Origin of the sequence: Maridesulfovibrio sp. (assembly GCF_965230075.1) — a bacterium.
Classification (GTDB): Bacteria; Desulfobacterota; Desulfovibrionia; order Desulfovibrionales; family Desulfovibrionaceae; genus Maridesulfovibrio.
In genome coordinates this window covers 4,189,600-4,210,225 of record NZ_OZ245945.1, presented here as the reverse complement: position 1 = coordinate 4,210,225, position 20,626 = coordinate 4,189,600, and the positions used below count along the sequence as shown (strand labels likewise).

The following is a 20,626-nucleotide window of genomic DNA, read 5'->3' as shown; positions in this document are numbered from 1 at the left end:
TACCTATTTTACGAGCGAGGTGAGGTCGAAGATCGGGCCCATGATGGCGACAACAATAAAGGCAATGAGCATGCCGATGAAAAGCAGCAGCATGGGCTCAGCCAGTGCGACCACGCGTTTCATGAAGTTGTCCACATCCCTTTCGAAGATGGTACCCATTCGTTGCAGAAATTTGCCCAGCTCACCGGATTTCTGTCCGGCGGTGAGAGTCAGGATGTAGATGTCGGGATAAATTTTTTGTTCCGCAAGCACTGCGCTCAAAGATCGCCCGGTGGCAACCTCTTCACGGGCTTCGGCCATTTTCTTTTTGAAAAATGTTGAGTTAACCGCATTGGCGGAGCTTTCCATGCCTTGCACAAGGGGAATCCCGGCATCGATTTGGAAACCGAGAATGCCGGAAAAGCGGGCCAGAGTGGATTTCTGGACCAGCGGCATTTTCCAGAGCAGTCCGTCAATTTTTTCCCGGAATTTGGGCACGGATTTGTAGGCACTGATAAAAGCGAAAATTATGCATAAGGGAATGAGCAGGGCCATGGGGCCGAGCCCTTCAAGGGTGTTGCCCAGCGCTACTACGATCTTGGTTGATGTGGGCAGTTCGCCTTTGGCTGCTTTGAATATCCCGGTGATCTTGGGCAGAACTTCGGAAAGCAGGAAGTAGACCGCGCCCATGCCGATGAGCAGGATAACTACCGGGTAAACCATGGCGGTCATGAGCCGTCCACTTACTTCGGCGCGTTCTTCCTCGTACTTGGCAATGTTTTCAAGTACGTCTCCGAGTTTACCCACTGATTCGGCAACTTGAACCATGCCCACGTAAACCTGCGGAAAAATTTTCGGATATTTGCCGAGACAGGATGAAAAGCTTTCACCTGACTGGACTGCATCGCGGATTTCCATCCAGGTGTGACTGGCTTTACCACCGCTCATGCGGGCCATCATGTCAAGGGATTGGGCCAGTGCGGTTCCACTCTGGATCAATATTCCAAGGTAATAGAAAGATTCACCCAGTCTGATCTTACCGCTCATGGATATGGAGGAAGTCAGGGCTTTAGTTGAGCTTTTCTCCTTTTGTCCGGATTTGACCTGCTCGAGGCGCAGGGGCATGAGTCCCTTGCTCTGTAATGTGGCAAAGGCTCTGGACTGGGAGGAGGCTTCAACAAAGCCTTTTTTCTTTTTTCCTTCCTTGGTGACCGCGCGATACTGATAGGTGGGCATTTCTGATCACATTCCTACTTAAGTTCAACGATAAGGGAGAGCATCTGTCCCTTGCGCTCAACATCAATGGAAATAGCCGAAGCCCCGCCGAGAGAACCGTACACCTGCAACAGCTTGGTCGGTCCGGTGATCATTTCCCCGTTAATACGCATGAGCACGTCACCATTTTCAAGGCCCAGCTTTTTGAGTAGGGAATTGCTCCTGATGTTGGTAACTCTGAAACCTTGCGTTTTGCCTCCCTTGGAGTTGGGTTTGAACAGGGCCTGCTTCAGGAAAGCATTGGGGTCATCCAGAATTTCTTTGGCTTCAACTTTGTTGACGGAAATTTTGTTGGTCTTGCCGCGTACGAGCTTCAAGCTTTGAACCTGATCCCACATGGCCACTTTCTTCTGCTCGCGACCATATTTCCAGATAACGTATTGGGGTTTGATTTCAGCAAGAGTCCAGCCTTCGTATTCTTCGCCCTCGCGCAGGATTACAGTTTCCTTTTTGATTCTGAAAACAGCCATGTCTGTCTCCCCGGTAAGGATGCCGACCAGCATCCATGTTGAGGGAGTCACCTTGGCTTTTTTCTGAATTTCAGCAGGGTTGTCCAATCCAAGGATGTTTTTTTCCAGAATCAGCTTGGAATCTTTTTCAATCTTGCTGGCTGCGTCTGAGGAAAAGGATTGCCCGAGGATAGGGGCCGTCGGTTTGGGCAGCGGGATGAAGGATGACACAAGATAAGCCGTAGCCAGCCCGAAAGCGAGCGGCCACAGCCATGCCGGAAATTTGGTGGCTTTCAGCTCCATATAAAAATATATCCTAAAAAGTTTTCCAGACGCGTAATATTCTGTCAGGAAAATTTAAAATTACTATTCCTCTATTTCAGCGTAAGAATGGTAGTTGTTTTTAATCCACTTGTCCATACCCTTGGTGTCGTGGTAAATGTCTAATCTTAATAGTCTTTTTCTGACGGTCTTAGCGGAGCTGTAATAAAAGAGCCTTACTTTCCTGGACAGTCGGGCACTGAAAACGTTCTGGGTGCCTTTGACCTTGTGGATGTTCATGCCCGGTGTTCCGGAGTCCTGCACGTCAAAGCGGATCAGGGTTTCAATGACCTTTTTGAACAGCTTGAATTGGGTGGAGTAGACCTTTTCAAGATCGGCAATAAAGCTGGGCATGGCTTCACTTTTTGTCAGCAGGGATTCAAGTATTTCAGTTACTTTTTCAAATCCTTTACCGGCACCGGCGACCTTTTCAGTCTTGCTTTGCTCTTCGAGTCGGCGTTGTTCGTCCTGAAGCTGTTCTACTTCTTCTTCCAGCAACTGGTGGTACCCTTTGACTTCCTCCATTTCTGCCATGAGAGTATTGACCTGTTCTGCGGTTTTCTTGCTTTTTCCAAGATAGAAATGGAGCATGCGCAGCAGATGGTCTTCGGTCACCGGCTTGGGGATGAAATAAGTGAAAACATCGGATTGGGCTTCGTCTGTTGCTTCGGCGTCCATTCCGGTTAAAAGGATGACCGGGATGTAGGGATATTCCTCACGGATGTAAGGGAGGATATCCACTCCGCTCAGTCCGGAACCTTCAAAATGGACATCCAGCAGGATAACATCAGGCTCTTCTTCTGATTCTTTCAAAAAGGCCAGAAATGAGACCGGATCGTAAAAAGATTCATGTTTCTCAAGGATTCCCGCATCGCGGAGTATTGAAACAGTGTATTCGTGCAAACGAGGGTCATCGTCTGCCAAGACAAAAAAATACGGATCCTGTTCCGGGGTCATTACTTGTCTCCTACTGCTGGAATAGCCCCTGCGGGACCGAAAGTCCCCAGAGGAATGAGTATGGTTACTTCAAGCCCCTTGGAGCCTAAAGTCTCTGTGTTTTTTGCTGATATATCGAAACCCATGTTGTCACCGAAGAACTTTACAAAGACAGTACCCTGTCCCATGGCATTACCTTTGCGTTTTGCTGAAGGCACGGCCCTTTTAAAAAGGTCCTGCAAGCTGTCGTCGGATACACCGCCTCCGGTGTCGGCTACCCTTAAGCGGGCGTAGTTCTCCTGCACATCGGCGATGATGGACAGGCGTGGTTTGAAGGTATTGAATTCTTCGCTTCCCTTGCGGAGCAGTTCTATCTGCCGGAGTTCCATGGCTGTCTGGCTGTTTCTAATCAGGTTGATCAGAATTTCCCATGTTTTGTAACGGTCCACAAGGATTTCCTCTTTCCTGTTCACCCATTCGCCAAAATTAAAATTCATGTCCAGCCGTGACCGGGAATGTTTTTGGTCATTTTCAAGTCTACCTGTAAGATTCGCAGCCAGTTCGTCAAGACCAATTAATTGGGGTTTGAAGGAAAGTCTTTTTTCCAGATCGCGTAAGTGTTCAATAATACTTTCTTCAAAAGGGGTTACTATCTGGTTATATAGTTCCCGTTCCTTAACCTTGGGCAGATCGTTGACAATGGTATGAATCTGGGATTTCCAAGAGTTCTGGAGCACCATAAGTTCATCCTTAACCATATTGGCCTGGGTGATCATGTCGTCGGTCAGCTTTTCTGTAGCGACCATGAGTTCCAGCTGTCTGCGTCTCTGGCGTTCATCGCGGATGGATTTTTCCCGCTCCACTTTTTCCCGGTCCGCAGGTGATTTGCGTTTGGTCATGATGAACATAAATATGATAGCTACTACATACAGGGTCATGAACGAGCGGCTCAGGAAAAGCTTGGAAGAAAAGTTGCCTGTCATATACAGCAGCCGCGAAAAGATAAAGGCAAAGAATATGTTGAAAAAGCCCACATAGGTCATGGTTTCCCTGCCGCCAAGGCGCCATGAGAAATAAAGACTGGAAACTACCAGAAAAATACAGAAGATATAATGCCGGGAAATGCTGTCGGCCATAAGGTCGAAGAGTACGTATGCCAGTACGTAAAAGCTTGCCAGTACGGGAAGCCTCCAGCTTGTGCTTTTCAGGTGGGTCTTGCTTTTACGCCCCGCATGTCCGGACAAGTAGTCCAATATGGTTTTATATGTATTTTTCATTTGGTTTTGCCGTAGAAATTGTTGGTGCGCTGTCGGCTTCTTGTGCCGTAATCCCGGGCTATGGGCAAGGATAGTTTTCAGGCCGTGCTTGACTTTTACACGCTCTGCTTTAACACAACCTGTTGGAAAGTGCGATTGCATTGCCTGCGGCACTGTTTTAGGGTCTTTTCAAAATTTATTCCTGAAAAAGAAGGAATTATGAATAAAAAGTCAATCATTCTAGGGCTAATGCTCTTTGTTGTTTTGGTTTCCGGATGTGCAAAACAGCCTTCCCCGGCAACGGATGAACCCACTCTTGTGGCTGATGACAGTCTTGATGTTTCCAAACTTGTGGGAAAAACCCCGCTCAGTCTTGCCGGTTTTGTGGAATATGCTGCGTCCCAGCAGTATTCACCGTTGGACAGCATATATAACCGCCCACCGGAAGATATGGCCGGAAACTATATTGTGCAACTCAGTAAGAGTAACGAGATAGTGAATCTGGCTGAGGACGTAACTACTTTCATACAAGAGGGAAATGTCCTCGCTTCAGGTTTTAAAAATGGCATGGTGCGCATGTATGGAAGTCAGGGATGTGGTGCTGTGCAGGCTGTTTCAGAACCGGTCAATTCCGTGTCATGGTTTCCAGAGTCTCCCTATCTGGCTGTTTCGTCCGGTAAAAATAAGGTTGTAGAGGTCTTCAATGTCAAGGGATGTGCACGTGAGCGCGTTCATGATGTGAACAGCACTGTAGATATGTTTGCTGTTTCTCCCCGTGGCAGTTGGCTGGCTTTGGTTGATGAGGCCCGCAGGCTTTGGGTGGGGCCGGCTAATGGTAAGCTGCGTAAGATAGACCGGTTTACCTACCAGCCGCTTTCCCTGACATTTTCCAATGAGGAAGGTATCCTCATGGGTGTTGATACCACCGGAAAAATGGTTATGTGGAGCCCGCTTAAGTTGACCCGGATTTTTGATCAGAAGATTAAGGGCGGCCCTTTTAAATCCGTTAAAGCGTACGGTCCCCATCTGAATATTGTTACTGAGAAAGGGCAGCGTTTTCAGTGGGATGTCAGTAAGAGGGGGAAGTCCCCCTTTTATGAGCAGGAAGATGGCTTTTTTCTCAAGAACGGGGTTTTGTTTTATAAATCGCCGCGAGAACAATTTTCAAAAAAGATTCAATTCAAGCCGGTATCATTTTTAGTGGACCGCTCTCCTTCGGGCAAAGTCTACCGGGTCAAAGATATTGACGGAAATGTCAGGTATTATTCCTCTGTGGACGGCAGCCCCCTAAAGGGAGAGTATGATTTTGCCGACTGGAAGAAAGTAAAGATAAAAAGCGATTACAGTTTTTCTGCGCGAGGCAGGGACTTTACTCTTGCCGTTCCCATTGCCCAGCGGGAATTTCAAAGGTTGTATTGCAGATATATACCGAGTAAAGGGTATTACCTTTGGTGGAAAAAAGTGACACGCCCGGATGATTATTTTAAATCCCGCGGTATGCTTCCCCGGCGTTCGGGAATTGCCTCCGGAGCATCGATTGAGTGGGAGCCGTTGGAAAGCAAGCGTATTGATATCAGGGATTAATCCCGTAAAGGGAAATAATAAGTAGAGGACATTATGCAGAAAAAAAGAATTCGTATTGCAGACCTTAAAAAAGGTCAGCGTGGTTTCAGTCTTATCGAGTTGATGATTGTAATTGTTATCCTTGGTCTGCTGGCTTCAATGTTGGTCCCCAAAATCATGGACCGTCCCAACGAAGCAAGGGTGACCAAGGCTAAAATGGATATGAAAGCTCTTGATTCGGCTTTAAAACTGTACAAATTGGATACCGGACGCTACCCCTCCACCGAGCAAGGACTTCAGGCTTTGATCACCAAGCCGGAAACCCGCCCTGTTCCCCGCAACTACCGCAAAGGAGGGTATCTTGATTCCGCTACTGCTCCTGTTGATCCTTGGGGGTACGATTACATTTACAGAAGCCCCGGCGAGGAAGGACGGCCTTACGAGCTTATCTCCCTTGGTGCTGACGGCATGGAAGGTGGCGAAGACTATGACGCCGATATCAAAAGTTGGGAATAAGCGGATTTAAAAAAAAGAATCTCATGAATATGCATACTGCCCGCCGTTTTTCAGGCGGACTGACCTTTATAGAGCTCTTAATTGTTCTGTTTATAGTGGGCATGGGCTGGTTTACGCTCATGCCCAATCTTGATCTTGCCGGAGACCGGGGTGATGACAGTTTGAGTACTGTTAATGCCTTGATTTACGAGGCAAAGACGGAAGCTGTGGAAAATGATACCCGACAGTATGTGTATATTGATTTTGAAAATGGGTTGCTCAAATGGAATGGAGAGGAAGCCCCCCTACCTTCCGAAGTTTCCAGCGGACATTTTAATGAATATCCAGTTGATGATAACGGAGTTGAGTTTACCATTTATCCTGAAGGATTCAGTGATGAAGTGCGTCTGGTCTTTTCGGATGGTTTAACCGTGGTCTTGGATCCGCTGGCGGTCCGTTTTGTGGAGATCTAGCTGTGGCGTGCAAGAACGGTTTTTCCTTGATCGAGATTATCGTGGCCTTGACCATCGCCGCAACCCTGTCCATGAGTTTTTTGGGAGTGCAGCGGCAGAGTGCCCTTATGGCTCAGTCTTCTAAAGATTCGTGGGATGTCCTGAATCTTTCGCAGGATATTTTGGCCCATAAATATCCGGATAGGTTGAATGTTGTCTCTTCCGGTTGGGTTTCTTGGCCCGGTCCTCCTGAGGGTAGTTTCAGGGTTGGGTTGGAGACAATTTCTTCCGTGGGAAAGGGATATTACACTTTGGAAACCCGTAGCGATGATTATACTCTTGAGTGGAAGATCTATCGGGTTTCCCGCAAGAAGAAGTTGTTTTAATGATTTATTTTCAACGCAACCTTATCTCCCTTGAATCACAGAAGGGGTTTTCTCTCATTGAGGTACTTATCGGCTTGGTGCTGTCCGGTTTGTTGATGAGCATGGTTGCTATGGTTTTGGGGCAATCTGTTACCAATAATGAGGTTGTCCGCTCCAGTGCCGGACTTTCTTCACGCATGTTCACTTTGCGCCGCATTTTGCATCGCGATCTTCAGAATATAGTCCCCGGAAGACCGTTAGGTGTTGAGGAAGAAGGATTTAGTCTGGAATCTACACACAATGTTTTGCTGGAAGGTGCGGGGCCTATTATTGTCAATTGGGATTTTTCATCGAATATGATCCGCAGGCTTGAGAAGTCTCCAGATCTTGAATTTGAGAATTCCTTTTTTCTGATGCGTGGCCTCAAGTCATGGGGATTGGAGTTTCTTGATGCAGACAAGAACGTCTGGATTTCGCGTTCCCAGCAATCCGCCCGGGCTATGAGTGGTAAGTCTACAGTTAAAGCATTCAGACTGAAATTGAGATTTGAAGACGGCAAAGATGTGATCATTGTCGAGAGGATCCCATATGCTGTGGAATAATTCCGACAAGAATTCACGGGGCGTGGTGCTGGTCATCGTGCTGGTCTTGTTTATGGCCTTGTCAGGATTGACATTGATGACCATTGAAGTCAGTTCCCGGGGGGCTGTGGAAGCAAGCCGTATGCGCAGTGAATATGAAGCCGGGTTCATGGCTGAGGAAGCCCTGTATTTGATATATGATGTACTTAAAAACGATAAAACTCCTTTTTCTGACACTATGCAGGAAAAATGGGCCAAGGAGTTGAGTGATGATGGTCTTAAGATTGAAATTACCCCCTGCAACGCCAAAATTAATATTAACCAGTTGATCAAAGGGAGAGACAGGAAAAGAGTTTTCCAGATATTTAAAGGTGTTCTTCCCCAGGGAAGTGATGTTAAAGCTATTGTGGGAAGTCTTGGAATTTGGGCCGGGCTGAATGTAAATCCTAAGCTGGAAAAAATGGATAATTTTTTCTACGCGTCACATGATCCTGCCTATACTCCACGTGGAAGTGAATTGAAAACACCGGAAGAAGTTTTGCTGGTTCGGGGATGGGGTGATTTAGGCCGAAACTGGGTGGATGAAAAGTTAACGATTTGGGGGACAGGTAAACTCAACATAAATTTTGCCTCTCGTGAAGTTTTGTTGGCCTATTTTCCGGAATTAGGCAGAGGTGTTGATAGGATATTACATTGGAGAAGAACTAGAGGGTTTACTGATATCAGTCAGGTTCTTTCTGTTACAGGGGTAGCCTCTGATTCAACTCTTTTCAAGGGTATGGCTAATGAATTTGCCGTTAAGTCAGATTATTTTGAAGCTAGAGTAACCGCGTCTGTGGGCGGATGTACGGTGGTTAAAAGATACATCATCCGTAGGGAAAGTGCTCTTGAGATAGGTGAGCCGGAGCTGGTGTTCCAGAATGATATTTCGGTAACCTTTGCGCAAGATCAGTAAATGGACAAACACACTGCTAACAGGTATAGGACAAAGCCATAGATGGCCTTTAAAAAAATAGTATATATTCTTTCATTCAAGGGAAATGAACACCAGTGGATGATGTTTGACGGCAAGAGCCTTACTGAATCGGAAGGGCCTGCTGAAAAGAACAGACATCCGGTAGTTGCCCTTTTGCCTGACCCTCTTTTCTTTTTTTTCAAGCCCCGAGGGACTATTAAGTCCCGCCATGCCAAGTCCGCGACTATGATGCAGATGAATTATTCCTTTCCCGTACAGGAAGGAGAGTTCAAGGTTTTGCGTCCGTCCGGGGATGCTGTGCTCGGTTATGCCGGGCATGATTTGCTCGACCGCTTTCTGGAACGTCATCGCGAGGTCCTTGCTAAAGCCACTGTCCTGACCACAACTTTTGCCGTCTGCTGGAGGGCTGCGGTAGCTGAAGGTTTATCAGTCTGGAGTTGGAAAGGGCAGGGTATGCGCATTCTCGCCTGTGCAGATGAATTGACCTATTTTCGTGGTCGTGACGAGGAATTTCAAAGCAGGTTTGAGCGTCTGGGGTTGGATGGCGATCCCGAACTTATGGATCTGGGCAAAGCATGTGAAGTCTTTTCCAAAAAGAAGGTCCGCTGGGCAAGGCTCAATCTGGTGACCGCAATGCGTTCCGGTTCCGATAAGTCCGTGACTATTGACTATAAGCCTTATGCGGTTGCTGCAGTTTTGGTTTCCTTGATCGGACTGCTTTTTATTTCCGGACAGTATTACCGTTGGCAGCAGAGTCAGGTGTATTCTAAGCAGTGGCGTGCCAAGCTCAAGGAAGTTTATGTCAGCGCCCTTGGTCCCAATCCTGGATCAGACCCCTACGGGAAGATTCTTTACAAGCTGGATCAGCTTAAAAGCGGTGGAGACAGTGGCGGGGTTGATGTGCTCGGCCTGCTTGCCGTATTAAGTGACAGTGCTCCGGTGGGTATTGAAATTGAAGGTTTTTCCCTTGGTGCAGATTCCGGTAACATCCGGGGCAAGGTCAGCAGTTACGAAGAGCTTGACGCCATGATGGAAAAGCTAGCCGCCAACAGCCAATTTAATTTTGTTCTTGAACAGGCCACCAATATTGAAGGCGGCATAAGTATCAGCCTGCGTGCTGAATATAACCGCTAATCTCAGGTCAGGTAGTGCAATGGATCTGGAAAGATTTTACATCTGGCAGGACTGGCCTGCTGATAAACAGAAGCTTTTTTTTACTGCGCTTGTTGCGGGTTGGGCGTTGGTACTTTTTATGGTCTGGTCCGGATTTGCCGAATCTCAGTCCAAGGCTGAGCGGATTACCCTTTCCAGCAAGCAAAAATATGCCAAAGTGGTTCCGTTGGTTGAACAGCTTAAAGCCGGAGAATCATCCCGTGGTGCGCTGGTGGATCGTGAACCCATGACCGCAGCGCAGCAGGTTATCCGTGATCTTGGTCTGGACAGCAGGCTTACTTCGCTGAGGCCGTTGCAGGCTGGGGCTAATTCCGGTCAGGGAGTGCAGGTTTTGCTTGAGTCTTTGAACCTGCCGGAAGTGGTCGCTCTAATGCGTGATTTCAATGTACGCGGAGCCTTGAAGGTCACAAATTTCAATATCAACCACAGGCTGGACTCCCCTGAGTTGGCTGATGTGCAGATCATACTTGTCAGGTAGGGCGGCCGGATGAAATTTATTCCTAATATTTCCTTTAAATTTTCTTTCAAAAAAGCCTTCAGGAATTTTTTCCTTTTTCTGGCCGGACTGATCCTCGGTGTTTTTCTGTTTATGCCTTGGGAAGTTGCCTGGTCTCAGGCTTTCAAGCTGGCAGATTCCAAGATATCCAAGGCCACCATTCAGTGGGGTGATTTTGTCAGTGCCGGACCATTTTCTTTTGAAGTGACTAATGTCTACGTGACCACCAAAAAAGGTTTGACCATCACTGTGCCCCAGCTTGGCGTGTCCTTAGGGTTTTCCCCGCTTCTTGAAATTCGGGTTAAGACCGGACCGACATTGACCGCAAGGCTGTTCCAGACCAAGTCTCTGACCCTTGGTGGGGGAGTTGATTTGGCCAAGCTTGTCCAGATGGATGGTTTGGGCGGTAAGGTGCGTATCACGTCTGATGTGGGTTTTTCCGAATGGGGAGCACCGCCGCGTACAGGCAGCCTTGTAGTACGTTCTAATGCGGTTGAAGTTCCCGGCGGACTTATTGCCGAGGACGTTAACGTTAATGCCGTTCTGGCCGGAAAGCAGCTCCAGCTTAATTCTTTCAGTTGTGGGCAGCCGATCCCGGTTACAGCAAAGGGCAGTGCCACTCTGGATTGGAAGAGGTTTCCCAATTCCTCTTACACTATCAGCGGAACCACGACTTTTGGGTCAACTGAACGCCAGTTTTCCAAGTCCGGCAAGCTTAATAAGTATCTTAAGTTTTAATTTTACTGCGTGATTTTAAATATGTGTTCGGTTATTCTTTATGCAGAATAAACCGTAATCCTTTTGTGCGAGTGAAAAACAGATGATTTCCAATAATATTCTCTCTTTTGCCAAATCAGTATTGTGTGAAGTGCTGGAGCCGGGCTGTATCGGAATCGATGCAACTGTGGGGAATGGTTACGACACCGTGTTCCTGTCTGAAAAAGCAGGTCCTGACGGGCATGTTTTTGGATTCGACATTCAGGAAGATGCGGTAAAGCAGACCGAACAGCGTCTTAATGAGGAATGTCTTCCCGCAAATTGGACTATCTTTCACTCCGGTCACGAAAAGATGCTTGAGTTGGTCCCTGCTGAATTTCACGGACGTGTAAACGCTGTCATGTTTAATCTCGGCTTTTTGCCCGGTAGCGACAAGACGGTAATAACCAAATCCGAAACCACTCTTGCCGCCATTAAAGCTTCTCTTGAAATGCTTGCCAAGGGCGGCATGCTTTGTATTGCCATTTATGCCGGGCACCCCGGCGGGGATGAAGAAGATGTGGCTGTTCGAGAATACTGCAATGCGCTTGATTACCATACCTACCGGGTCATTCAGAGTGAAATGGTCAATAAGCCCGGACATCCCATACGAATGCTTTTTGTGACTAAGCTTTAAATATTACCAGATTTGTGATCATTGGCCCGTTCGGTTTGTTCCGGCGGGCTTTTTTTTGGGTGATTTCGTTTTTTTGTACAATTGGCGGCGGGGTGTTTTGTGTCATTTAGCGGGTATAAAAGTTTCATGAATTAAAATTTGGCTATTATAAATTACCCATTTTCAAATTTTCTGCAAAAAAGTAGTATTTCAAAAAAAATTTGACAAATGTGTTTTGACTCTTTTAAGGCGTTGAATTTGCAGTGTTTACTGGAATTTATGTGTGGGTGTTGTTTATGGTTTATTGTGTTTCTATATTATAATTTAACAATATTGAAAAAGTGTGCGCTAAGTTTTCCTTGAAACCAAATCACAGTTTGACTAACAGTATTGAAAAAAACAAACAAAGAGGTGTGATCAATGGGAAACTGGTCAAAGTCCAACGACGTGTTGGGAGCTGTTAATAGAGGAAATGCTATTGAATCCGGACTGTGTACCCTGTGTAGAGCCGACTGTCAGGGTAAATGTGAGACCTGGTTGTCATCCCTCAGGGGCAGGGAAATGCTCTATCCAAGGGATTTCGGTCTGGTCACAGCAGGAAGCGGAAATACCACCCATGTGGGTGTTTCCTATAATTCTATGCGTATTCAGGGTAATAGTTACGGGGCTTCCGGTAATCCCGGCGCAAACGGCGACTTTCTTTTCACAGATGTAAATCTTGAAACATCCTTTGGTGCCGAAGAACAAACTAAATGTCGTGTTCCGTTCATGACCGGTGCTTTGGGATCCACATTTATTGCCGCTAAATATTGGGATTCTTTTTCTGTAGGTTGCGCTCTTGTCGGTGCTCCCATCGTTGTTGGCGAGAATGTCGTGGGCGTTGACCGCAAGTCCGAGATTTCCAATGGAAAAATTTCCAGTGCTCCCGAATTGGACCGCAGAATTGATACCTATATGCGTTATTACGACGGATATGGTGCCATAATTGTTCAGCTTAACGTGGAAGATTCCCGTAACGGTGTTGCCGAATACGTGGCTGAAAAATATGGCGATAAAGTTATCATCGAACTCAAATGGGGACAGGGCGCCAAGAATATCGGCGGAGAGATCGAGGTCACCAGTCTCGATTACGCTCTTTTCCTTAAGAAACGCGGCTATCTCGTTGACCCTGATCCTGAAAAGCCTGAGGTTCAGGAAGGTTTCAAGCGCGGTGCTATTCACAGCTTCGCCCGTCACAGCCGCCTCGGTTACACTGACCTTTGTTCTTATGAGCAGGTTCGTGAAGAGTTCATGAGTTCCGTGGCCTACCTCCGTGGTCTCGGTTTCAAGCGTATTTCTCTCAAGACCGGTTCATACGGTATGGAAGCTCTCGCCATGGCCATTAAGTTTGCAACCGAGGCCAAACTCGACCTGCTAACCATTGACGGTTCCGGCGGTGGTACCGGCATGTCTCCGTGGAATATGATGGAGTCATGGGGTGTTCCTTCCATCCTGCTGCATGCCAAGGCATATGAGTATGCGTCCCGCCTTGCAGCCAAGGGTGAAAAGGTTGTAGATCTCTCATTTGCCGGTGGTTTCGCCAAGGGTAGTAATATCTTTAAGGCTCTCGCTATTGGTGCTCCGTATGCCAAGATGATCTGTATGGGCCGTGCCATGATGATTCCCGGTTTCCTCGGTGCAAACATTGAGGGTGTGCTTTATCCCGAAAGACGTGATGCTGTTTGCGGTAACTGGGATAAGCTTCCGGCATCAATTAAGAAATACGGTGCAACTGCTGAAGAGATCTTTGCCTGCTACGCTGATGTTGAAGCTAAGGTCGGTAAAGATGAAATGAAGAATATTCCTCTTGGTGCCGTTGGTATCTGGTGCCTGGTTGATAAGCTTGGTGCTGGTTTGCAGCAGCTTCTTGCCGGGGTGCGTAAGTTTGATCTTACCTCCATCTCCCGCGATGATATTGCTTCCGGTAACCGCGAAACAGAGCGTGAGACCGGCATTAAGTTCATCACCGATATCATGGATGAGACAGCCAAGAAGATTCTCGATATGTAAGTTTTTTACGTATTTGAATAGAATAAAAAAAGGCGGAGGACCTGTACAGGTTCTCCGCCTTTTATATTAACAGTTCAGGTGGTTAAAAGAACGCTTTTACCACTTCAACAACTCTCTGGGCATCTTCCTCAGTCATGTGCGGTCCCATGGGCAGGGAGAGCACTTCACTGTGGATTGCCTCACTGATGGGCAGGGAGAGGCCTTCCATTTCCTTGTACGCGCTCTGCTTGTGCGGGGGGATGGGGTAATGGATGGATGCCTCGATTTTGTTTTCAGCAAGATGCTTGATCAAACCGTCGCGGTCTTTGCAGCGCACAACAAAGAGATGCCAGACAGACTGGATTTTATCTCCAATGACCGGAAGCACCAGCGGGGTGTCTTTGAGTCCTTCAAGGTAGATGCTGGCTATGGTCTTGCGGGTCCAGTTCCAGTTGTCGAGCTTGTCCAGCTTGACGCGAAGGAAAGCGGCCTGCATTTCATCAAGCCTGCTGTTGAAACCCTTGCATTCGTGTACGTACTTTTCAGTTGAGCCGTAGTTTGCCAGCTTGCGCACCCGCTCGGCAATTTTGTCATCCATAGTGGTCACAGCACCGCCGTCACCGAATGCGCCGAGGTTCTTGCCGGGGTAGAAGCTGAAGGCAGCTGCGTGCCCCAGTGTGCCGGACATACGCCCTTTGTAAACCGCGCCATGGGCCTGTGCCGCGTCGGTTACAACAAACAGACCATGTTTTTCAGCAAACTCCATGATCGGGTCCATATCTGCGGGCTGGCCGTAGAGGTGGACCGGAATGATGGCTTTGCAGGCCGGGGTCAGGGCAGCTTCAAGCTTGGCCGGGTCCATGTTATAGGTCGCTTCCACAGGTTCCACCGGAACAATGTTGGCGCCGGTACGGGTTACCGCCAGCCAGGTGGCAATAAAGGTGTTGGAAGGCACCAGTACGTCATCACCGGGACCGACTCCGGCAGCGCGCAGGACCAGCTCAATAGCTTCAAGTCCATTACCGCAGCCGATGCAGTGTTTTGCTCCGGTGTAGAGGGCGAATTCCTTTTCAAAAGCTTTTACTTCGTCGCCGTGAATGAACCAGCCCGATTCAAGAACCCGCTTTGCTGCAGCGTCCATTTTCGGGGCCAGTGCCTGGTAAGTCCAGCCTACATCAAGAAATCTGATTTGCTTCATTTTCTTTAACCGCCTTTATGAATTCATCATAGCTGTAGTAATAGTCGCTCGGATCGTAATATTCCGAGGCCAGCACCAGACATACGGAACCGGAGGAGAAATTTTCGAGTTCACGCCAAGTCATGGTCGGGATGTACAGGCCGTAATATGATCTGTTCAAGGAGAACTTGGTCTTGGTTTTGCCATCATCCAGAACCACGTCAAAACTGCCGGAAGCAGCGATAATATACTGCCTGAGCTGCTTGTGGGCGTGGCCTCCGCGGGTTTCACCGCCGGGAACGTCATATAGATAGTACACCCTTTTGATATCAAAAGGAATATGGCGGCTGTTTTCTATAAAAGTAAGGTTGCCCCTGTTATCCAGAATCTTGGGTAGCTCGATAATTTGCGGTTTGTCTTCTTTAATCATTTCCTGTCCTTCATTTCCAGTTCAACTAGTCGGATATATTTTTGAAAGGTATAGAAAAAACCGTGCAGGGCGACTATGAATCCGGCCCGTCCGTCAAGGAATCCTGCCTTGAGTATATACTGTTTGAAAAATTTGCCAAACCCGTGGCCCAGCGCTGAGCCGAGTGAACTACGCTTGCCCCGGGAATAAAGGTCTTCAGCTGCATCCTGAGTGTAGCTGTTGATCTTATCCAGATGCTGGAAAAAGTTTTCATACGGGTAATGGATGATGTCCCCGGAGATCTCGCCTGATTTGTTCTTGGGGCGCAATTCTTCGTGGGGCCTGATGCCGCCGATGGTGATGCCATCCCGTTTGTAGACCCGGAAAAGTTTGTCCGGATACCAGCCGCTGTGCATAATGAAACGGTCCAGATACCATGAGCGGCGTGGGCAGTAATAACCGTCCACATCATCGGGATTTTGCAGCTTGGCGGTGATGGATTCGCGCAGTTCCGGGGATATGATTTCGTCCTGATCTATGGTCACTACCCAAGGGGTTGTGATCTGGGGCAGCGCGAATTTGTGCTGTTCAATAGCCCCGTTCCAGTCGTTGTGGACAATACGGGCATTGTGTCTACGTCCGATTTCAAGGGTGGAGTCCGTAGAGCCGGAGTCGATGATCAGTATTTCATCGCAGAAAGAGAGGCTTTGCAAACATTCGTCCAGCAGCCTTTCGCCGTTGTATGTAAGTACCAGTCCGGTTATTTGGGTCATTGGCGCCTTTTATTTTCGAAAGAATAAAAAAAATCATCAGGTCAACTTATGGATTGTAAGCAGGCCCACGGCGCTAGTCAAGATTTGTTGCGCAGGGCGCTTTTAAGTCATCTTAGGCTCAATAGCTTGAGCAATCTGGAAGGCGCGGTTGGCTTTTACCCGTCCGGGGGAGCCGAGATATTTGAGGACCCCGCCCACTTCGCATTCGAGCATATCTTCTTCGTCAGTATCGAGCAGCAGCAGGTCGCCTTCTTCAAGATTAAGCAGCTGTCGCCCGGTGATCTTGGTCTTGCCGAGGCGAACCAGCAGATCTACCGGGGTTTCCAGCAGTCTTTCCTTGAAACGGCTGACCCAGACGTGGTCGATTTCCAGACGTTCGGACTGGAAGGAGGCGTGCAGTTTGGAACGGATTGGTTCCAGAGTTGAGTAGGGCAGGCAGACAATGAGCGAACCAATGGCGTTTTCCAGTTCAACTTCAAAGGTAATGACCACAACAACGTCCGAAGGCGGTACAATGGCGGCAAACTGCGGGTTAACCTCGGAGCGGACCAGTTCAAGGTGAACTTCGTGCACCGGACGCCATGAATCTTCAAGGTTGGACAGGGCTATTTTTACCACCCGGTCAACAATGGCCTGCTCAATGGGCGTGAAGTCACGGCCCTCTACTTTGGGCTGGGAGCCGGAACCGCCGAAAAAGCTTTCCACCAGCGCGAAGACCAGACGGGAGTCAACAACGAGAATGGCGTTACCGCGCAGCGGGTCCATCTTAAAGATGGAAAGTGATGTTGGAACAGGCAGGGAACGCATGAAGTCCCCGAACTTGGACATGTCGATGGAAATAGGGTTGATGTCCACCCTTTTACGCATGGTGTTGGCAAGGTTGTTGGTTGCCAGACGTGCGAAACGGTCGTTGACGATTTCAAGAACGGGCATACGACCGCGGATAATACGGTCCTGGTTGGCAAGGTCAAAGGAGACAACACCGGAATCATCATCCGGTATGTCCTGCTCCGCTTCAACCTCTCCACCGGAAAGGCCCCTTAATAGAGCATCAACCTCGTCCTGCTGCAGAATTTTACTCATGCTGATTAAACCCGTCTCAGTTATCGTTCATGTGACCCATCAATAAATTACAATTATCCATTTTTGTCCGCAAAGTAAACGCGTCAGCCGATATATGTAAGTTGTATCGTCCTAATAAGTAAAAACTTTAGCAACTGGTATTTGCCTGTTCACAGCGGCGGAGCCAAACTAAAAGTTTTTGGGATTCTAAAGACCTATTTCCAAAAGGTCTTAAGCCGCCGGAGGCGAAATCTTCCCATCAATAGCGCGAAGCGCATCAAACCTTAATGTGCCAAGGTTCAAAGCGTACTCCGAGCAAGTTGTTTTCAGGGTAGCGCAGTTGCAGATAGCCGTGTTCGCGCAGCTTGATGCAGGTTCCTGTTTCGGCAAAGCGGGCGCTGAAGTTGGCTGCTCCAAGTCCTTTTTCACCCACATCGAAATCACCCACTCCGTGGTAGGAGTATCCTGGAGGGGCCAATGAGCGTGAAGCCAGCGAAAGGTTTCCGCCGTTGGCTTCAGCCTTGGCAAGAAATAGAATGAACTGTTTGGATACTCCGCGAACTCCGGAGGTCAGGTACACTTTTTTACCCAGCTCCTTGCGTATTTTAAGATATTTCTTGTGCGGGTCTCCCCGAAAGAGAAAATTGCCCGTGCGTGGGATTTTGACCAACTCTTTGCGTGAGATGGAAGCGGTCAATTTGTCCACTGGCTTCTCGCCTAAGAAACCGTAATCATGGGCATCAAAATGGAAGGTTTTATCCAAGAATTCCAGTTCCTGCTTGCTGAATTTGCCGATGGAAGAGTAGTTGCGTCCGAATTTCAGGGCATCGTCAAAGCTTAAGACGCAGAAATTCCCGAACCCTACAGTGCGTTGCACACGGCGCAGCCTGCTAAGGGAAGATTTGAGCAATTTAAGTTCTTGGTCTTTGAGGATAATGTCACCGGGCTGGGGAGTGTCGAAGTTGGCCATGCGGTGCAGGTAGTTCTTGAGGTCTTTCTCCTCTACTGCACGGGCAACTTCCTGAGCTTCGGCAAAGTAGGAAATTCCGCACAGCCCTGCGCTGGCGGATAATGAGAATATGGATTTCAGGAATGTTCTTCTGTTCATATGGATGTATCTGCCCGGATCAGGTTGATTGCAGCAGGTTCGAATATTTCTATAAAACAGAAATCGAGTTGTGAAAAGGTTTAGGACAATGCTTGTGCGTGGGCACGTTGCTATTTGTCTTGAATTATGCCAAACCCCGCAGTGTGAAAGGGATAACAATTATAAACAGGGAGAAATCTATGAAAAAGTTAAAACGTTAGCGGTAAGTCGCGGCTTGTCCGGATGTCTTTTATGACGACTCAGGCCGGGGCGTTACCAACAGGAGAGGAATTGTGTCTATCAGTGCCAAAAACAAGATTGTTTTCAGCGTTTTTGCGTTTTTTGCAGTGGTCATCATTGTGATGACCGGATTTTCCTACCAAAGCTTCAGCTCGTCATCCCATAAAGCAGAACTTGAAAAGCTTGATACGGTCTCCCGTGCAGTCGGTAAAGCTGTGGGGGAAAAGACCGACATCTATTTTAATGCCCTTGAACTGGCAGCAAAGATGTTCAACGGCGCACCGGAATTGTATGGAGAGGAGTTACTTGCCTACCGGATCAATCTTGCAAAGGAACTCCAGTATCAGACCGGAGCCGGTGAAGCTTATTTTTGTTTCCCTGACGGCAGTACCTATACTGCGGGACTTGCAGGGATCATCCCCAATTTTAATGAAAAAGCTAAAAATAGAGAGTGGTACAAGCGTTTGTTCGGCGGAGAAAAACGTATCATCACCACTCCTTACACTTCTTCTATCGGTGCCATTGTCATGGCCGCCGGAGTTCCCATCATCAAAGACGGTAGGGTTCAGGCCACACTTTGCATCAACCTCGGCCTGACTGATATTACCAGATTCACCAATAGTGTACTGGATCATAAAAATATTTTTCTGACCCGCGCAGATGGTTACATCATGGCCAACCGGGATAAGGACCTTATCGGAAAAAGTCTTTGGGAAGCCATTCCGGACCTTGAACAGTTCAGCGAGCAGACATACAACGGTAGAATAGAATTTTCAAAAGATGGCAAAACCTACGAAGGCAGCCTCTATGTTATTGATGGACTGGACTGGAAGGTTTGGACCTATGAAGAGCTGGCCGTAATTAACAAGGATTCCACTTCCAACCTGCAGCAGAATGCAATTGTGGCTGTCGTAGCCCTGATCATTGCTGCGCTAATGCTTAATTTTCTTGCTTCTTTCCTGATATTCAAGCCCCTCGGTAAGGGCGTTGAGTTTGCTGCAGCCGTTGCAGACGGTGATCTGGATAAGACTCTTGATGTGCAGCAGAATGATGAAGTGGGCGTGCTGGCTGAGGCCCTGCGGACCATGGTCGGCAAGCTCAAGGATATGATTCGTGATACCGAGGAGAAAAGTAAGCTGGCCGAGCAGGAAGCTGAGCGGGCCCGCGCAGCCATGGCTGAAGCCGAGGAAGCCCGCGAGCAGGCTGACCGGGCTACAAAGGAAGGTATCCTGCAGGCTGCATCCCAGATTGAAGGTGTTGTGAACCGTATTGCTTCCGGCACTGAAGAACTCGCAGCACAGGCTGACCAGATCAATATTTCAACAGAAGTCCAGCGTGAGCGTATGACTGAAACCGCAACCAGTATGGAGCAGATGAATGCTTCTGTTCTGGAGGTAGCCCGCAATTCCGGGGATGCGGCATCCAATGCCATGAGCACTCAGGAAGCTGCTGATGAAGGAACTGGCCTTGTTAACAAAGTTATTGAATCTGTAGGCAATGTTCAGCAGCAGACTCAGGCCATGATAGGCGACCTGACTTCTTTGGGGGAACAGGCTGATAATATCGGTGCGGTAGTGCATGTTATCAATGATATCGCTGACCAGACCAACCTGCTGGCATTGAATGCTGCTATTGAGGCTGCCCGTGCAGGTGAGGCTGGGCGCGGATTTGCCGTGGTTGCCGATGAAGTGCGTAAGTTGGCTGAAAAGACAATCGGTGCCACTCAGGAAGTAGGGGAGAGCATCTCCTCTATTCAGTCCGCAGCGCGCAAGAGCATTAAGTCCATGGACGAAGCCGCCGGGGCTGTAGATGAAACTACGGAACTGGCAGCAAGATCCGGTGAAGTGCTGGATAACATACTGAACTACGCGCAGGATAATGCCGAGCAGGTGCAGTCCATTGCTACTGCAGCGGAAGAGCAGTCCGCAGCATCGGAACAGATTAATCAGGCTGTGGAAGAGGTCTCCAGAATATCCGCAGAAACTTCGGAAAGTATGGGCCAATCAGCTATTGCCATTGAAGATCTGGCAGAAATGACCAGTGAACTAAGCAATATTGTGGAGCAGTTAAAGCAGTCCTAGACGGGATAATAGAGAAAAATAAAGCGCGGTAAGCCTTAAGGCTTACCGCGCTTTTCTACCAATGGAAATGTGCTTTAAAA

Annotated in this window: 21 protein-coding genes; 12 read left to right on the top strand and 9 right to left on the bottom strand. The window is 48.2% G+C overall.

The window, feature by feature from the left end; genetic code table 11:
• Nucleotides 1-3 precede the first annotated feature (3 nt).
• The 4 genes from ACO05Z_RS18990 to ACO05Z_RS18975 all read right to left on the bottom strand — a co-directional run bounded on the left by ACO05Z_RS18990 (nt 4) and on the right by ACO05Z_RS18975 (nt 4,237).
• Complete coding sequence (locus ACO05Z_RS18990) at nt 4-1,215, bottom strand: type II secretion system F family protein (protein ID WP_421903759.1); 1,212 nt, start codon at nt 1,213-1,215, stop codon at nt 4-6.
• A gap of 14 nt (nt 1,216-1,229) precedes the next feature.
• Nucleotides 1,230-2,006 (bottom strand): type II secretory pathway component PulC-like protein, encoded by a 777-nt coding sequence (locus ACO05Z_RS18985; protein WP_421903758.1) that lies wholly within the window; start codon nt 2,004-2,006, stop codon nt 1,230-1,232.
• 63 nt (nt 2,007-2,069) lie between these two features.
• Nucleotides 2,070-2,981, bottom strand: coding sequence for a response regulator (locus ACO05Z_RS18980; RefSeq protein ID WP_421903757.1), 912 nt, complete (start codon nt 2,979-2,981; stop codon nt 2,070-2,072).
• Nucleotides 2,981-4,237, bottom strand: coding sequence for an ATP-binding protein (locus ACO05Z_RS18975; RefSeq protein ID WP_421903756.1), 1,257 nt, complete (start codon nt 4,235-4,237; stop codon nt 2,981-2,983). Before ACO05Z_RS18975 ends, ACO05Z_RS18980 begins: the two co-directional genes overlap by 1 nt.
• A 198-nt stretch (nt 4,238-4,435) precedes the next feature.
• Between ACO05Z_RS18975 and ACO05Z_RS18970 the strand changes: the two genes are divergently transcribed.
• The 11 genes from ACO05Z_RS18970 (at nt 4,436) to ACO05Z_RS18920 (ending at nt 13,738) form a co-directional block, all read left to right on the top strand.
• The gene (locus ACO05Z_RS18970; RefSeq protein ID WP_421903755.1) at nt 4,436-5,800 is read left to right on the top strand and encodes a WD40 repeat domain-containing protein; all 1,365 of its coding nucleotides are present in this window, start codon (nt 4,436-4,438) and stop codon (nt 5,798-5,800) included.
• 33 nt (nt 5,801-5,833) lie between these two features.
• Nucleotides 5,834-6,295 carry a type II secretion system major pseudopilin GspG gene (gene gspG / locus ACO05Z_RS18965; protein WP_421903754.1) on the top strand — a complete coding sequence of 154 codons (462 nt, stop codon included), beginning with the start codon at nt 5,834-5,836 and terminating at the stop codon, nt 6,293-6,295.
• A 23-nt stretch (nt 6,296-6,318) separates the two neighbouring features.
• Nucleotides 6,319-6,747, top strand: a complete 429-nt coding sequence (locus ACO05Z_RS18960; RefSeq protein ID WP_421903753.1) for a pilus assembly FimT family protein — start codon at nt 6,319-6,321, stop codon at nt 6,745-6,747.
• Nucleotides 6,748-6,749: 2 nt separating this feature from the next.
• Complete coding sequence (locus ACO05Z_RS18955) at nt 6,750-7,112, top strand: type IV pilus modification PilV family protein (RefSeq protein ID WP_421903752.1); 363 nt, start codon at nt 6,750-6,752, stop codon at nt 7,110-7,112.
• On the top strand, nt 7,112-7,693 hold the full coding sequence (locus tag ACO05Z_RS18950) for a PulJ/GspJ family protein (RefSeq protein WP_421903751.1): 582 nt from the start codon (nt 7,112-7,114) through the stop codon (nt 7,691-7,693). Before ACO05Z_RS18955 ends, ACO05Z_RS18950 begins: the two co-directional genes overlap by 1 nt.
• Nucleotides 7,680-8,627 carry a general secretion pathway protein GspK gene (locus ACO05Z_RS18945; RefSeq protein WP_421903750.1) on the top strand — a complete coding sequence of 316 codons (948 nt, stop codon included), beginning with the start codon at nt 7,680-7,682 and terminating at the stop codon, nt 8,625-8,627. Before ACO05Z_RS18950 ends, ACO05Z_RS18945 begins: the two co-directional genes overlap by 14 nt.
• A 42-nt stretch (nt 8,628-8,669) precedes the next feature.
• Nucleotides 8,670-9,782 carry a hypothetical protein gene (locus ACO05Z_RS18940; RefSeq protein WP_421903749.1) on the top strand — a complete coding sequence of 371 codons (1,113 nt, stop codon included), beginning with the start codon at nt 8,670-8,672 and terminating at the stop codon, nt 9,780-9,782.
• Nucleotides 9,783-9,801: 19 nt separating this feature from the next.
• On the top strand, nt 9,802-10,299 hold the full coding sequence (locus ACO05Z_RS18935) for a hypothetical protein (RefSeq protein ID WP_421903748.1): 498 nt from the start codon (nt 9,802-9,804) through the stop codon (nt 10,297-10,299).
• A 9-nt stretch (nt 10,300-10,308) separates the two neighbouring features.
• Nucleotides 10,309-11,055 carry a hypothetical protein gene (locus ACO05Z_RS18930; RefSeq protein WP_421903747.1) on the top strand — a complete coding sequence of 249 codons (747 nt, stop codon included), beginning with the start codon at nt 10,309-10,311 and terminating at the stop codon, nt 11,053-11,055.
• Nucleotides 11,056-11,137: 82 nt separating this feature from the next.
• Complete coding sequence (locus tag ACO05Z_RS18925; RefSeq protein ID WP_421903746.1) at nt 11,138-11,710, top strand: class I SAM-dependent methyltransferase; 573 nt, start codon at nt 11,138-11,140, stop codon at nt 11,708-11,710.
• Nucleotides 11,711-12,109: 399 nt separating this feature from the next.
• The gene (locus tag ACO05Z_RS18920; RefSeq protein ID WP_421903745.1) at nt 12,110-13,738 is read left to right on the top strand and encodes a glutamate synthase-related protein; all 1,629 of its coding nucleotides are present in this window, start codon (nt 12,110-12,112) and stop codon (nt 13,736-13,738) included.
• 82 nt (nt 13,739-13,820) lie between these two features.
• Here the strand turns inward: ACO05Z_RS18920 and ACO05Z_RS18915 are convergent, their stop codons facing one another.
• The 5 genes from ACO05Z_RS18915 to ACO05Z_RS18895 all read right to left on the bottom strand — a co-directional run bounded on the left by ACO05Z_RS18915 (nt 13,821) and on the right by ACO05Z_RS18895 (nt 18,246).
• Nucleotides 13,821-14,915, bottom strand: coding sequence for a DegT/DnrJ/EryC1/StrS family aminotransferase (locus tag ACO05Z_RS18915; RefSeq protein WP_421903744.1), 1,095 nt, complete (start codon nt 14,913-14,915; stop codon nt 13,821-13,823).
• Nucleotides 14,893-15,324, bottom strand: coding sequence for an FdtA/QdtA family cupin domain-containing protein (locus tag ACO05Z_RS18910; protein WP_320173939.1), 432 nt, complete (start codon nt 15,322-15,324; stop codon nt 14,893-14,895). Before ACO05Z_RS18910 ends, ACO05Z_RS18915 begins: the two co-directional genes overlap by 23 nt.
• On the bottom strand, nt 15,321-16,076 hold the full coding sequence (locus ACO05Z_RS18905; RefSeq protein WP_421903743.1) for a glycosyltransferase family 2 protein: 756 nt from the start codon (nt 16,074-16,076) through the stop codon (nt 15,321-15,323). Before ACO05Z_RS18905 ends, ACO05Z_RS18910 begins: the two co-directional genes overlap by 4 nt.
• A 102-nt stretch (nt 16,077-16,178) precedes the next feature.
• Nucleotides 16,179-17,159 (bottom strand): flagellar motor switch protein FliM, encoded by a 981-nt coding sequence (gene fliM / locus ACO05Z_RS18900; protein WP_015853445.1) that lies wholly within the window; start codon nt 17,157-17,159, stop codon nt 16,179-16,181.
• Nucleotides 17,160-17,415: 256 nt separating this feature from the next.
• Nucleotides 17,416-18,246 (bottom strand): D-alanyl-D-alanine carboxypeptidase family protein, encoded by an 831-nt coding sequence (locus tag ACO05Z_RS18895; RefSeq protein WP_421903742.1) that lies wholly within the window; start codon nt 18,244-18,246, stop codon nt 17,416-17,418.
• A gap of 272 nt (nt 18,247-18,518) precedes the next feature.
• On the opposite strand from ACO05Z_RS18895, the gene ACO05Z_RS18890 reads away from it, so the two are divergent.
• Nucleotides 18,519-20,546, top strand: coding sequence for a methyl-accepting chemotaxis protein (locus ACO05Z_RS18890; protein WP_421903741.1), 2,028 nt, complete (start codon nt 18,519-18,521; stop codon nt 20,544-20,546).
• Nucleotides 20,547-20,626: the final 80 nt, after the last annotated feature.